The sequence below is a fragment of the Flavobacterium sp. genome, assembly GCF_044341265.1.
In the GTDB taxonomy this organism is placed as follows: domain Bacteria; phylum Bacteroidota; class Bacteroidia; order Flavobacteriales; family Flavobacteriaceae; genus Flavobacterium.
This window is the reverse complement of sequence record NZ_JBIISA010000049.1, coordinates 1-14,877: the sequence shown is the minus strand read 5'-3', so window position 1 is coordinate 14,877 and position 14,877 is coordinate 1. Positions and strand designations below refer to the sequence as shown.

Sequence of the window (14,877 nt, the reverse complement as noted above, 5' to 3'; positions counted from 1 at the left end):
ATGTAAAAAAACACTTTACTCCAGAGGCTAAAGAACGCATGACGGCCATGGTGAAAAATCTACTTAAAGCTTACGCAGCAAGCATCAAAGAACTAGATTGGATGAGTGCTAACACTAAAAAAGAAGCTCTTGCTAAAGTTGATAAATTCATGATTAAAATTGGTTACCCAGACAAATGGAGAGATTATTCTGCATTAAAAGTAACTAAAAATGATTTGTTCGGAAATGCAACAAGAGCTACTGAATTTGAATACAACCGTATGTTAAACAAATTAGGAAAACCGGTTGATAGAGCTGAATGGGGTATGAATCCACAAACTGTGAATGCGTATTACAACCCAACGCTTAACGAAATTGTTTTTCCAGCAGCAATTCTTCAACCGCCTTTCTTTAATTTAGCCGCAGATGATGCGGTAAATTATGGTGGAATTGGCGCCGTAATTGGGCACGAAATCGGACACGGATTTGACGATCAAGGAAGTGCTTTTGATGGTGAAGGTGTAATGAGGAATTGGTGGACGCCACAAGATTTAAAAGCATTTCAAACAAGAACAAAAGCTCTTGTTGACCAATACAATAGTTTTAAAGTTTTACCAGATTTAAACCTTAACGGAAGTTTTACGCTAGGCGAAAACATTGGTGACTTAGGCGGATTGAGTATAGCTCTTAAAGCTTACAAAATGTCACTAAACGGAAAAGAAGCCCCTAAAATGGACGGTTACACGGGCATTCAAAGAGTGTTTCTTGGTTGGGGACAAGTTTGGTTAGATAAATCTCGTGAAGAAGCTTTGAGAAATCAAGTAGCATCCGACCCACATTCACCTGCAAAATTTAGAATAAATGGAATAGTTAGAAATATTCCAGAATTCTATGAAGCATTCAACGTAAAAGCAACGGATTCGCTTTATTTAGCTCCAGAAAAAAGGGTTAAAATTTGGTAATCAAATTCAAATTAATAATCAAACCAACCAGTAATGTTTTTTTGTACTTAATCAATATGGAAAAGTTTATGGTTACGCCATTGGTGTAGATGTGTTGAAAGGTGAATTTTAAAACGACCTGTAAATGGACAGAATAAGTTAAATGAACAGAACTAAAAACATATTGACAACAATAATTTTTGGAGTGTTAATGCAACTTCTAACTTCTTGTGGCGTCAATCCAAAAACAACAATTAAACAAACCGACAAAAATCTTATGAAAAAAAAATCAAACCCAGTTGTTTATTTTGAAATCCCAGTGACTCACATTGAAAGAGCAATAAAGTTTTACAATGCTGTATTCCACTTTTACTTTAACAAAGAAAACATTGACAATAATGAAATGGCATTGTTTCCATTTGCTGTCGAAAATTCAGGAATTACAGGTGCATTAGCAAAAGGAGAAATCTATAAACCGACAAAAGATGGAGTTGTGATTTACTTCAATACAGAAAATATTGATGAAACACTAAAATTAGCTACCTCAAATGGTGGACAAATTTTATATCCCAAAACATACAATGGAATTGGACTTGTTGCCGAATTTAAAGACACAGAAGGAAACAGAATTGCATTATATCAAACTAAATAATTACGACCGAAAAAACAACCGCTAACAACCAAAGTTTAGATGATACAACCGTAAAAAAACAATAACAAATTTAAAAGGTTAAGATCAAAAAAATGAATTAATAATCTTAAAAAAATTATGAAAAAAACAATTTATATACTACTTATACTTTGCTCAATTATGAGTTCTCTCCATGCGCAAAATAGCAAAGTAAAACCTGGCGATGATTTTTATCATTACGTTAATAAAGCTTGGCTTGATACCGCTAAAAATCCAACTTTATCATTAAAAATAATTGCAGAAAGAACTCATCAACAATTATTAAATGTAATTAAAAATAATGCTCAAAATAAACAGTTAATTAAAGGTTCACCAGAAGCTAAGTTGGCAGATTTATATAATAGTGGTATAGATACAACTGTAATAGAAAAACGCGGACTAACTCCATTATTAAATATTTTTAATAGGATTGATAAAATCAAAAACAGTGATGAATTTTTTAATCTTTTAGCTAAATTACATACCGAAGGACATCAGCATTTATTGGGCATTGGCGTTATTCAAGATGAAAAAAATAGTGCATATAATATCTTATCATTATCTCAAAATGGTTTAACCATAATGCCATCCTCTCTTTATACCTTAGAAGGAGAAATTTTTGACAAAATCCGTAATAATTACAAACAATATATTCAAACACTTTTTGAATTGATAGGCTATTCTACCGAAAATGCAAAAAAAATTGCCAATGATATTTACGAGTTTGATAAAGAATTGGCTAGCGACTTCAAGTCAAATCATGATTTGACTTACTCTTCCGAATCAACCTACAATAAAATGTCTGTATATGAATTGGAAAAGCTTACACCAAGCATTAGGTGGTCAACTCTTTTTAAAATTATGAACATTAAAACAGGACAAGTTATCGTTCAAACTCCAAATTTTTATCAGAATTTAAATGCTTTAAAAGAAAATAAAGATTTAGAAATTTGGAAAAATAAGTTAAAGTCTCGAATCATTCTAAATAAAACCACAGCTCTACCCTTCGCGTTTCGTGATGCATTGGCTGAACTTCGTTCTGTGTTTGGAGGTGTAAAAACGTATACTCCAAGGTCTGAAGAATTACTTGATGAATTTAATGGAGAATTGTTAGGGAAGCTCTATGTAAAAGAATACTTTAATGAAAAATCTAAAATAAAAGTAGAAGCTATGTGTGCTAACATTAAAGAAGCTTTTAAAAAGCGACTTGAAAACAATAAATGGCTGACTACTGAAACCAAAAACAAAGCGCTTCAAAAACTTAATTCACTAACATTTAAAATTGGATACCCTAAAAAAATTAATACTTATGAAGGCTTAGAAGTGCAGCCGAATTTATTTTTTGAGAATACGTCTAATAGGAATGCCTATTCTTTCATATTAGATGTTAATACAATTGATAAAAAAGCAGATGTAAATAAATGGGCTGAGGTATTGACACAAAATGTTAATGCTTTTTATGCCCCATCAGACAATGCAGTTGTAGTGCCAGCTGGCATAATTCAGGAGCCAATATTTAATGCAAATGACAACGAAGCAAAATTATATGGTTCAATAGGATATATCATTGCTCATGAATTAACTCATGGTTTTGATAATAGCGGTAGAAAATATAATGATAAAGGGAACCTTGAAGATTGGTGGACTGATAAAGACGAAACATCATTTAATGAGAGGTGTGAAGGAATAAAAATCCAGTATGCTAAATATGAGGTCTTGGATAGTTTGTATATTAATGGAGAGCAAACTTTATCCGAAAATATTGCTGACCTTGGTGGGCTTAGTATAGCCTATGATGCATATAAATTAACAACTACAGGTAAAGAAAATAGTAAGGATTTTGATAAACAATTTTTCATTTCATTTGCTAAAGTATGGCGCGAGAAGTTAACAGAACAGGAACTTCAAAATATGATTAGAAATGACAGTCACGCTCCTTCCCAACTTAGGGTTAATGGGGTACTTACAAATTTTACTCCTTTTTATGATTTATTCAATTTAGATAAATCAGACAAACTTTACAAAGAAGAAAAAGATAGAATTTCAATTTGGTAAATTATATGTCAAATAACAACTATTTATATATTAAATTAATCTTAAAAAAAATTATGAAAAAAACAATTTATTCGCTACTTCTACTTTGCTCAATTACGAATTCTCTTAATGCGCAAGTTCTAAAAAGAAAATATTCAAATGGGTTTCGCTACCAAATCTTAACGGCTGAAATAAAGCAAGAAAAATCTTTTAACGGTGATCAAGGAGTTTTTGTTGAAGGCGTTGTTCCAAACTCTACTTCAGAAAGTGCAGGAATAAAAGAAGGAGATATCATTGTAGAAATCAACGGTACTGCTATTGCTGATGTAAGCACATTTACCAGTCCACCATTATCAGAAATAACCGAGGGTAATCCTGTTGCATATAAACTGTGGAGAAATAAAGCTTTTGTGCAGTTAACAACAACTGCAAAAGCAAAAGTAAGCAAAACTAAACAAGGTATTCATTATGAATATGGTGAGATAAAAACAGCATTCGGTTATTTAAGAACCTTACTCTCAAAACCGGTTAATGCTTCGGGTAAATTACCAGCTATCCTTTTTATTCAAGGAAATATATGTGAATCGGTTATTGAGGTGCCAGAAAAAGACCCATACGAACAATTTTGCAACGAAATGACATTGCAAGGGTATGCTGTTATGCGAATTGACAAACCAGGTGCAGGTGATAGTGAGGGAAAATTTACTACCTGCGATCAAATGACTTTTAATCAAGAGCTTGAGCAATTTCAAACAGGTTTAGAATCTTTAATGAAAAACAAAACCATCGATTCCAAAAAAATCTACCTCTTTGGACACAGTATGGGCGGAATGATTGCCCCAATACTTGCAAGTACTAATCCTACTGTTAAAGGTGCAATGGTTTATGGCACATTATCTACTAATTTTGGAAGCTATTATCCCGAAATTATAAACAGAAGTTTGTTGCAATCTGGCAATAGTCCAGAAGTAGCTTTAGAATATAAAAATTACACTAAAGAAGTGATTACAGCAATTTTTGACGAGAATAAAACACCACAGCAAATCATTAAAGATAAACCAGAATATGATCCCGTGCTACAACAAGTTTTTGGCTGGAATGAAAAAGACAACACCATTATTTATAGGTCATTAGCTTTTAATAGAGAATTGAATAAGATAGACCCTAAAAAGTACTGGGAAAAAGTAACCTGCCCAATCCTTACCATATATGGAACTTCCGATTTTGAGGCCATTGATAAAGAGTATGCAACCGCAATGCTTGGTTGGACAAACGCAAAAAATGCCAAGCACTCTAAAGCCATTATTTTAGAAGGTACCGATCATGCATTTGCCTTAGTAGGTTCTATGGAGGAAGGGATTAAGCTTAAGCATTCAGGCAACTACGCTCAAATTATGCAAGATAAATTTAACCCATTAGTAGTAAGTAAAACAGTTGAATGGCTGGCATCATTTTAAATTAAAATTTAATTCTAAATAAATCAATAATCTTTAAATTCAATTTATGAAAAAATCATTTTTAACACTCGCATTACTTTGTGCAACAATAACAACATCAGTTGCACAAGACATTACACCATCAAAAAATAAGTTTGGAGCTATTTTATCTACTAATATTTTTGGTTTCAATGATGACTTTAATAAAGTTGACGTAGGAGGCGGTTTTTTTTACAGCAGAAAAATTGCCAATAGGCTATCTATCTATGCCGAGATTGATGGCTCATGGCGTAATTATGGTGATGTAGCAATAAGTCCAGGCTTAAGCGGAGAATTTACAACTGGCAATCTTGCCGTCTATATTGGCCCAATGTTTGACATTGGAAAGAGTATGAATTTAAGTACAGGGCTCATGCAAAATTATTTGTTTAATCCCGAACTTAACACCGCAACTGGTACCAAAGACGTAAGTAGTGAAGTAACAAATTTTACTTCTATGTTTTTTGACTTTAGACACCATTTTGGAAATAAATTTAGTTTAGGAACAAGATATGAATGGGGATTAAATTCAATGTTTAAATCTATAGATAGAAAAGTGTCTACTATTTCATTTACTGCTATCATTCATTTTGGAGGGAATAGAAATCAAGAAAAGAGTAAACAATAAACCAACCTAAATTTAACAATATAATTTTAAATTAATTTTATGAAAAAGCTATTTATCATACACTTTTTATTCATTTTATTGCCAATTGCTGCAATGTCACAGGAAACAAAAGTCAAGTTAACTGAGAAAGTTTCCATCACCTTCCCAGAAAAACCTGATGTTCGAAATATGCAGGATATAGCTTCTGTTTATTCGTTGAGATTAGCCGACAGCACTGCTAATTTTAATGTTGTAGTTCAAAACTTAGCAAAAAATGGACTAAATGAAGAACAGATTGAAACTGCTCAGTTAGAACCAGCTTTCTGGGAACAGTTAGAATCTTCTTTTATCGCTCAACTTGGTAATGAAACCAAGGTCTTATCAAAGGAAAAGAAAAACATAAGTGGTAAAGATGTTTTGATTCTTGAATTAAGTACAGAGCGTAATGGCAAGAAGATGGAATTAAAATCTTATATATTCATTGATAGCCTTCATAGTATCAATATTGTACACAGTAAACGAGCCGCAGGTGCTTCAGTAGATTTAAGAGATAAATTCTTTAACTCACTTAAGATATTGGATTAAAACTTCAAAAGTACGATCTCGAGCGTTCTCGATCTTTTATCTTATAATAGTAACTTACTCAATCACCGCGCTGTAGTTGCAGTTTCTGTCAATAAGCGGAGTAAAATAAAACTCGATACTAAAGTATTGGTTTTTAATGTGTTTTATCAATATGAAAAGTCTTTTTAATGATTATTAAAATTATTTTAGAAAATACCAATCATGCATTTGCCTTAGTAGGTTCTATGGAGGAAGGGATTAAGCTTAAGCATTCAGGCAAATATGCCCAAATTATGCAAGATAAATTTAACCCATTAGTAGTGACTAAAACAATTGAATGGCTGACGTCATTTTAAATTAAAACTTAACGCAAACAAGAAATTAATAAAAAAAAAACAAAATGAAAAAATCAATTATCGCACTTGCTTTCGTAGCCTTCTTATGGAGCAATACTACAGTTAATGCACAAAAAAAGGGAGTATCTAAACAAGATGTCAAAGTTGGCATCGACTTAATTGACGTCAAAGACGACAAGGTAAAAGTGACTGTACAAGCACCAAAAACCAACTCGGATAAAATTACTTACAGCATTCCTAAAATTGTTCCAGGCACTTATTCTGAGGATAATTACGGAAAATACATAGAAGATTTTAAAGCCTTTGATGCAAAAGGAACTGCACTAGCGGTAACAAAAACCGATGACAATACTTGGTCTATTTCCAATGCTAAAAATCTTTCCAAAATAACCTATCTAGTTAACGACACTTATGACACTGAAAAAGGAGGAGGTTTTGGGGCTGATATTTTTTCTCCTGCCGGGACCAATATTGATGCCGGTAAAAATTTCATGTTAAACACGCATGGTTTTGTAGGGTATTTCCAAGATAAAAAAGACTTGCCTTATCAAGTTACTATTACGCATCCGGAGACACTTTGGGGAGCAACTTCTATGATTGATACTGACGCCAGTGCAACTAAAGATGTTTTCAATACACCTCGTTATGCTGAGTTAGTAGAAAACCCAATTATGTATGCCAAACCCGATTACACCTCATTTAATGTAAACGGAATGGATATTCAAATTGTAGTCTATTCGCCTTCAGGGAAAGTAACAGCAGAAAGCATTACGCCAGAAATGAAAAAAATGATGACGGCTCAAAAAACATTTTTAGGTAATATCAATTCCACTAAAAAATATACTGTATTGTTGTATTTATCTACTATGAAACCAGATGATGCAAAAGGAACTGGTGCTTTAGAACATCCAACAGCTACCACGGTTGTTTTACCTGAAATGCTGCCGTTACACCAATTACAAGGACTAATGAAAGATATAGTTTCACATGAATTTTTTCATATTGTAACTCCTTTAACTATTCATTCTAACGAAATTCAATACTTTGATTACAATGCTCCAAAAATGTCACAACACTTGTGGATGTATGAAGGTGTAACGGAGTATTTTGCTAATTTGTTCCAAGTCAATCAAGGATTAATTGATGAAGCGGATTTCTACAAACTAATGGCAAAAAAAATTGAACAATCAAAATCATTTGTTGACACCATGTCGTTTACTGCCATGAGTGCCAATGTATTGAAGAGTCCGTATAAAGAGCAGTACTTAAATGTGTACGAAAAAGGTGCTTTAATAGGAATGTGTGTTGATATCATTATTCGTGAAAAAAGCAATGGCGAAAGAGGTATTTTGAATTTAATGCAGCAACTATCAAAAGAATATGGTGTAGAAAAAGCTTTCAATGATAACGAATTATTTGCTAAAATTACAGCGTTGACCTATCCTGAAGTGGGTGATTTTTTAAGAACTCACGTTTCTGGTTCAACACCTATTAATTATGAAGCGTATTTGTCAAAAGTAGGTGTAGCTAAAGCTGTAGTGAAAGTTCGCGAAAATAAGTTCCACCAATTAACGGTAGATCCAGAAAAAAAAGAATTAATGATTCCAGATAGTGAACCAACAGCTTTTATGAAAGCATTGGATTTAAGAGGTGGTGATATTATTACAACGATTAATGGCACAAAGTATAACCTAGACAATATATCAGACTTGAAAACTGACGATTGGAAAGAGGGAGAACCCATTTCAATTACTATAAAAAGAGAAGGAAAAGAACAAACACTATCGGGTAAAGTAAAAATTTCTTTCAAAGAAATAGAAGGTTTACTAGCAACAGATGCATCAAAATCCAACTTGAAAAACGCTTGGTTAAAAAAGTAGTGTTATGTTAAAATAATTGTATGTTCAATTAATAAGTACAAAAACAATTAGCTGCACTAATTCAAAAAATGCCAAGCATTCTAAAGCAATTGTTATAGAAGATACCGATTATGCATTTGCTTTAGTAGTTTTAGCTGATAAAGAAACATTTGAACAAATAAAATTTCAAAATAAATTTTTATTTAGCGGCGGAAAAGCTACAAGATTATCTGGAAAAAATAAAAAAGAATTTCGAGATTCTACAATGTATAAATTGAGTGACCAAATCCAAACCTAAAATTTACTCTAAAAGAAAAAGATTTTTTCTTTATTCAAGAAAGGATAAACAAGCAGTGCATCTTTATGTTTTGTTTTCAACAAGAAAAGCAAAGGGCCTTTTTTATTATTGCAAATTTTATGGATAAACTGTATTACTAAATGTTTAATGTCAGTTAATTTAATTTTTTGTTTTGTGACCATAAGAAACCCAAGGTAACTTATCCATTATCTTTAATGAGCTCTTCTAAATTTGGTTTAAAAGTAGCTGATATTGGTATTACTTTGTCTTTAATATTAATCATATTACCATCAATTTTTTGAATATGCGAAATATTCACAATGAAAGACTTATGTATCCGAATAAACTGTTTTGTAGGTAATTTTTCTTGCAGTTCTGTCAGCTTATCTAATACCATTAATGGCTTTTCATTTTGCGTATTAATTTTCACATAATTTCCGCTACCTTCAATAAATAAAATGTCTGCAAAATAATATTTATGGATTTTTTTATCGGCTTTGAAGAATATAAATGTGGATTCCATTTCTGCCTTGTTTTCAATCCTTTCTGTTGATAATTCTTCATTTTTGCGTATCAAAATTTTATTAACTGCCTTCAAAAAGCGTTCAAACGCAATAGGTTTAAGTAAATAATCGCTTATGCCATATTCATAGCTTTCTACGCCAAACTCTGAAAAAGCAGTCGTAAGAATAACTCTGGGTGGGTTTTGCAAAGTTTTGAGCATATCTAAACCCGAAAGCGAAGGCATTTTGACGTCTAAAAACAAAACATCTATTTTTTCACAATGCAAAATATTTAACGCCTCAAACGCATTACTGCACTTGCCTACCAAATGCAATGCCTCAATTTGCGAAATGTAATTTTCTAAAATTTGTTGAGCAATTGGTTCATCATCTACAACTATACAGTTAAACTTCATATACTAATCTGTAAAATTACTTTAAAAATCCCTTCATTTTGTTCTACTTCCAAAAGATGCTTTTCGGGATACAGCAGTTCCAAGCGTTTGCGTAGGTTTTCTAAACCTGTACCGCTTTTTTCTGGAGTAGTTATATTTTGACCCACCGAATTGACAGCTTCAAAAAATAAATCTTTGCCTTGTATGGAAAGATAAAAATGGGCAAAACTACTTTCTGAAATACTTTGCAAACCGTGTTTGAAGGCATTTTCTACAAAAGGAATAAACAACAAAGGTGCAACAAAAATGTCTTTCTCTAAGCGATAAACTACAAAACGAATATCTGCCTGTGCTGATAAACGGATTTTTTCCAATACTAAATAATCCTCTAAAAATTTGATTTCTTTTTGTAAACTTATTCGCTCGGTTTTGCTACTTTCTAATAAATACCGCATCAAATCAGAAAGTTTTAGCGTAATATCAGCCGCTTGCAGGTTTTCATTTTGCAAAATTAATCCATATAAATTATTCAAAGTATTGAATAAAAAATGTGGGTTTACTTGTGCTTTGAGCAAAGAAAGTTCGGTTTTTAATTGTTCTTTTTCTAATTTCATTAGTAGTTCTTGCTTTTGTAAAAATCCTCTCAAAAATTTTAATGAACTTGTAATGACAACAAAAAAAAATAAATTGACAAATTGCTGAAAAATTGATGTCAAAAAAGAAGTATTGCCTGAAGGCAAAAGTAATTTTAAAGACAAAGCACCTAAACCAATAATTAAAACAAGCAACAGGAAATATATCGAATACTTCTTGGTGAAGAAAAATTTCGGAAATAGCAGGTAAAGATTTGTATAAACCACCATGGTAGAAACCCCAAGTATAGTAAACCAAGCTAGAAAATCTTGCAAGACTACCTTAGGGTTCTGTTGCAAAAAAAGCAAGGTGAAAAATCCCCAAAAAGCAAGGTGGTATAATATTCTTAACTTCATTTCTATTTCTTAAAATACTTATAGACAATTCCAACGAGGAACAATAACGCTAAAATCTCCAAACCAAATTCAGCCCAACTAATATTCCAGTCAAACTTTGCGTTAACCGTTTCGGATAAATCTATAAATACAATTGCGAGTAGTAAGTTATGGGCATTGTGCGCTCCTGAAACAAACTCTATTCTGTTTTGGCGAATTACCAAAACCGCAAAGGCTATTGCAAAAACAAAAGAATTCAAGAAGGAACCTATCCCATAACCAAAATGCAAAACACCAAAAATCAAAGAATTAATGACAACTAATAGAGCCAAATTTTTGATGCGAAGATGAAGTCCTTGCAAGAAATAACCTCGAATAACTATTTCTTCAAAAAATGACTGAATCCCAAATGCTAAAAAACCTAATAGAAGCAATAGAAGAAACTGATTGATATCAAAACTTGTCACAAAAGTTTCAAACTTATCATAATCTGTTATGAGACAACATACAAACAACAAACTTCCCCAAAGTAAAAATCCTAAAAAATACAGTTTCCAACTAAATGTACTTTGATTTGAAATAAATGAAAATTTTGCCCTCTGATGTAATTTACTTGCACTAAAAATAAAAGAGATAAGAGCACCTCCAAATATTAGAAATATAAAACTAAAAGTAAAAAGATTTTTCCCAAAATCGTTATCAGGAACCCACGATTTTATTGTTGGAATAAATTGACGAGTTACAACATTAACAATAACAACCGCTGTTACAGTTGCTAAAATACTTAACGCATATTGCCACCATTTGTTTTTCCCTAAAGCAGCATTTTCTATGAAATTGTTTGTATTCATTGTTTTTTTTTAAGTTTAAATTATTTTATTATTCTTTTGAAATATCTTTTATTGGTTTCATTTCTTTAATAAAAAATACTGCATTTATGACTTTAGACCAATCATTACAAACTGTGTTTGACTCATATCTGAATAATCTCATACTTAAATTATTGTGAAACCAATCGGGTTTTTTATCGGTTGTATTTAAAGTTATTATTCCGTTTTCGGGTTTAAAATCATATACTTTTTTTTCAAAACTACCTTCTTTTGCTGGTTCAATAGAGCTACCTTTTGTTGTATCTTTTACCATGCCATATTTGCCGGAGTAGGCTGTAAAACCTATTGTGTATATTGATTTTTGAAGTTTTTCTGGGAGTAAATTTACCATAATTTTTGAGGATTCAATGGGCAATGGAAACTTACCAATTCGTTGTATGGTTTGGTTGTTTTTAATGAAATGATACGTTGCACCAAATAGAATGACCTTTTTATTTTTGTATTTATTTTCAAGTAAAAAATTCAAATTTTCTGCCATTATTACATCACGTTGGTCGTTCATTTGAATTAATTTCTTTTTATTGAATATTAATGAAAGTAAAGAATGGTTGGCGTAGGCTAAAATTCCTTCATAATAGCTACTTGTTATTTGATAAGCAAAGTCGTTTTTACCTTCTAGTGTTTTTAAAACTAATTCAGTACCTTGTTTAAAAATAATCATATCTTTTTTTGATATTTTTGGGAATGCAGATTTTATTCCTTTTGCTTTGGAAATATATTGCCAAATTTTCAAATATTCAATGTAAATATTGTTTTTCTTTATTGCTGGGTCATAATTACTTACAATAGAGTCAATATAATCAACATATTCCAAACGATACTTTGAGGTAAATTTACAATCAAAACCGTCAAAATAAATTTGCTTGCCTTGTTTTTTTTGTGAATCAATAAAGGTGAATAAGGATTGATTTTGAGCTGCATTACGCCAAAAACGAAATAATGATTTTTGTAAAGAGTCAATGTTTTTTGAGGAGTTATAGGATTGGGCTCCAAAACCAACGTCAAACATACCAGCCTCAAATAGTATAGCTTCGTAGCCCATTTCGCTGATTAAGAATTGAATCAACCGATTACGACCTTCAAAGCTACTTCCGTCATCATGAGTTTGTTCTCCTATGGCAACTACATTTTTTCCTTCTAATTCTTTTTTAAGAAATTGTAAATCACTAAAATCTTTATTGGTTGCATCAATGGAAACCTCATGGTAATTTTTATTTAGCCAGTAATCATTGTTTTGTGCATTTGTTATTAGTAAGTTAAAAAACAATGCAAATAATGAAAGAATTTTTTTCATATTTTTATAAAATATTTTGGTCTTAATTTAGAAAAGTTGTTGCGATTTTAATACATAAGAATTATTGAACAGAAACAAATATTTTTTAAATCACAGGTCCTTATTAATCTTATTTATCTAAAAAATCATTAATAAAAAACTAAATTTAGACTACAGGTTTTTACTTAAATCAGTTTTTTTTCTGTTTTTTTTCTGTCCACTGGATTGCACCCCATAAAACACTTTTTTTCTCGTATTGTGTCGGGTCTAATGGCATGGCACAAGATGAAGTTAAAATTTTTGGTTTTTCAACCTTAACTACTGCCGTTTTGTTTTTGGGATTATCTTTGGACTTGAAAAGTCCCCAAGCAAAGGAATAATAAAACTTACTTTTTTTAGGTGTGTTTTGTTCTGTGCTTTGTGCATTTACCGCAAGTGAAGTCATAAAGACTGCAATAATTAAAATTACTTTTTTCATTTTTTGAATGTTTAAATGTTAATGAACACTGCAAAATTCCATAAAATGAAAGAGTAGCTAAAAAAATAATGATGACTTATGTTGAAAATCGTTTGAAATATAGTTTTTTGTGTTTATTTACTTTGAGTTTATAATACTTATTCTTTTTTTTAAATATTTGATGAACATCCTTTACTCAATGTTTAGCAACTATCACCCGAATTATATCTCGAAATCTAATCGTTAGAACAATATTTTATTTTTGCTCTAATAGCTTAATTGTGTCACACCACTTGTGTAAGTTACAAATCATCAAAAGCAATTTTGTAATAATCCAAAAAAGGGTTGCGTAGGTTACAATAATAAGTGTTGTTTTGGTCACATTGTTGTCCGCCATATCGTCTTCCCCAAGTCATATAAGTGATTATTTTTGCACAAGGGTTGTATTGCTCTATAAGTGCTTTTAAATCTGTCATGGCAGGGTACATATCGTTGTCACGAATAAACTCTATCGTTGGAATTTGACTCTGCTCTTGTAAAATGACATAATCCCAATTGCCCTGACTTATTTTTGCAAAAGTTGTCGCATCATCGAGGTGACTCGACATAGGATATCCACCAGGCATGCTAGAATCTATAATCAACGTTTTTCCAGCTGATGTTGAAAGGCTTTGAACGAGTTGGGACAAGTTGTTATAAGAGGTAAAACTATTCCCAATAAAAAGGACTGATAATGTATATTGTGCAACTAATGTGCCGATTGAAGAACAAAATAAAAATAGAATTAAATTTTTTTTTCATGATTTTTTTAAGATTATTATTTTACTGTGTTAATGTGTCCCTCACCGTTCTGTTAAATGTTGAACAAATTCTATTTTCAATTATAATACTCTGATTATCTCTTTAATGTAAAATGTGCTTTAAATAATTTCATAGTATTATTATACTCAAATTCTACAACAAACCAATAATCATCTGAAAACATATCATTGTTATTATATTTTCCGTCCCAACCACTTTGGAAAGGAAAAATTTGCTTTAGTAACTTGCCATATCTGTCATAAATGTAAATTTTTGAATTCTTTTGTAAAATCAAATCATTAATGTTCCAAGTATCATTATAACCATCAGCATTAGGTGTAAAAAACCTTGGGTAATCTATAATTAGTATATCGTTCTTTACTATTGTATCCGAACATCCATTTGTATCCGTCACCTGAACGGTATGCAAACCTGAACTTACATTATAAAAAACATTGGACGTTTGTGGAGTGCCAGAATCCAATTGGTATAAATAATTACCCGGGCTATTTGGAATAATAGTGATGGTCGGATTACTTGAAAACGGTTCACTCACTATCCATTGAAAATCCGTTAAGCTGCTTGAATTTATGGTAGTTACTATTGTTTGGGTTGAGGCACATTGTCCTGCATTAGGAGTAAAAGTATAAGTTCCGCTTGTTGTATTACTTACTGTTGCTGGCGACCACGTTCCAACTATTCCATTTAATGAAGTTGTAGGTAATACTGGTGCTGTGGTTCCTGCACAAAAAGCAGGTATTGTATTGAATGTTGGTGTAACTAATGGGTTAACGGTTATTGAAATTG

At 31.5% G+C, this 14,877-nt stretch carries 16 protein-coding genes; 9 read left to right on the top strand and 7 right to left on the bottom strand.

All coding sequences use genetic code 11. The annotated features are described in order from the left end of the window. The 9 genes from ACIQ06_RS15460 to ACIQ06_RS15420 form a co-directional block, all read left to right on the top strand. Positions 1–941: M13 family metallopeptidase (locus ACIQ06_RS15460; protein WP_396147826.1), on the top strand; the 941-nt coding region annotated here is incomplete at its 5' end. Positions 942–1,197: 256 nt separating this feature from the next. Continuing rightward, complete coding sequence (locus ACIQ06_RS15455; protein ID WP_396147825.1) at positions 1,198–1,572, top strand: VOC family protein; 375 nt, start codon at positions 1,198–1,200, stop codon at positions 1,570–1,572. 117 nt (positions 1,573–1,689) lie between these two features. Then, positions 1,690–3,645 carry a M13 family metallopeptidase gene (locus tag ACIQ06_RS15450; RefSeq protein WP_396147824.1) on the top strand — a complete coding sequence of 652 codons (1,956 nt, stop codon included), beginning with the start codon at positions 1,690–1,692 and terminating at the stop codon, positions 3,643–3,645. 53 nt (positions 3,646–3,698) lie between these two features. Then, positions 3,699–5,081: a serine aminopeptidase domain-containing protein gene (locus ACIQ06_RS15445; protein WP_396147823.1), complete on the top strand. Its 1,383-nt coding sequence runs from the start codon at positions 3,699–3,701 to the stop codon at positions 5,079–5,081. 46 nt (positions 5,082–5,127) lie between these two features. Beyond that, positions 5,128–5,727 carry a hypothetical protein gene (locus ACIQ06_RS15440; RefSeq protein WP_396147822.1) on the top strand — a complete coding sequence of 200 codons (600 nt, stop codon included), beginning with the start codon at positions 5,128–5,130 and terminating at the stop codon, positions 5,725–5,727. Positions 5,728–5,766: 39 nt separating this feature from the next. Next, complete coding sequence (locus ACIQ06_RS15435; protein ID WP_396147821.1) at positions 5,767–6,291, top strand: hypothetical protein; 525 nt, start codon at positions 5,767–5,769, stop codon at positions 6,289–6,291. Positions 6,292–6,458: 167 nt separating this feature from the next. Further along, positions 6,459–6,626 carry a hypothetical protein gene (locus tag ACIQ06_RS15430; RefSeq protein WP_396147820.1) on the top strand — a complete coding sequence of 56 codons (168 nt, stop codon included), beginning with the start codon at positions 6,459–6,461 and terminating at the stop codon, positions 6,624–6,626. Positions 6,627–6,670: 44 nt separating this feature from the next. Then, positions 6,671–8,506 carry a peptidase M61 gene (locus ACIQ06_RS15425; protein WP_396147818.1) on the top strand — a complete coding sequence of 612 codons (1,836 nt, stop codon included), beginning with the start codon at positions 6,671–6,673 and terminating at the stop codon, positions 8,504–8,506. 16 nt (positions 8,507–8,522) lie between these two features. After that, positions 8,523–8,783, top strand: coding sequence for a hypothetical protein (locus tag ACIQ06_RS15420; protein WP_396147817.1), 261 nt, complete (start codon positions 8,523–8,525; stop codon positions 8,781–8,783). Between the two features lie 199 nt (positions 8,784–8,982). Here ACIQ06_RS15420 and ACIQ06_RS15415 read toward each other — a convergent pair whose 3' ends face one another. The 7 genes from ACIQ06_RS15415 to ACIQ06_RS15385 all read right to left on the bottom strand — a co-directional run. Then, entirely contained in the window at positions 8,983–9,702 is a 720-nt protein-coding gene (locus tag ACIQ06_RS15415; protein ID WP_396147816.1) for a LytR/AlgR family response regulator transcription factor, read from the bottom strand. Beyond that, positions 9,699–10,670 (bottom strand): sensor histidine kinase, encoded by a 972-nt coding sequence (locus tag ACIQ06_RS15410; protein WP_396147814.1) that lies wholly within the window; start codon positions 10,668–10,670, stop codon positions 9,699–9,701. Before ACIQ06_RS15410 ends, ACIQ06_RS15415 begins: the two co-directional genes overlap by 4 nt. A gap of 2 nt (positions 10,671–10,672) precedes the next feature. Continuing rightward, the gene (locus tag ACIQ06_RS15405) at positions 10,673–11,500 is read right to left on the bottom strand and encodes a CPBP family intramembrane glutamic endopeptidase (RefSeq protein ID WP_396147813.1); all 828 of its coding nucleotides are present in this window, start codon (positions 11,498–11,500) and stop codon (positions 10,673–10,675) included. Positions 11,501–11,528: 28 nt separating this feature from the next. After that, positions 11,529–12,833 (bottom strand): erythromycin esterase family protein, encoded by a 1,305-nt coding sequence (locus ACIQ06_RS15400; RefSeq protein ID WP_396147812.1) that lies wholly within the window; start codon positions 12,831–12,833, stop codon positions 11,529–11,531. Between the two features lie 169 nt (positions 12,834–13,002). Further along, positions 13,003–13,290, bottom strand: coding sequence for a hypothetical protein (locus tag ACIQ06_RS15395; protein WP_396147811.1), 288 nt, complete (start codon positions 13,288–13,290; stop codon positions 13,003–13,005). Between the two features lie 281 nt (positions 13,291–13,571). Next, on the bottom strand, positions 13,572–13,958 hold the full coding sequence (locus ACIQ06_RS15390; protein WP_396147810.1) for a hypothetical protein: 387 nt from the start codon (positions 13,956–13,958) through the stop codon (positions 13,572–13,574). A gap of 206 nt (positions 13,959–14,164) precedes the next feature. Next, positions 14,165–14,877 (bottom strand): T9SS type B sorting domain-containing protein (locus ACIQ06_RS15385; protein WP_396147808.1); only part of this gene is annotated, 713 nt, incomplete at its 5' end.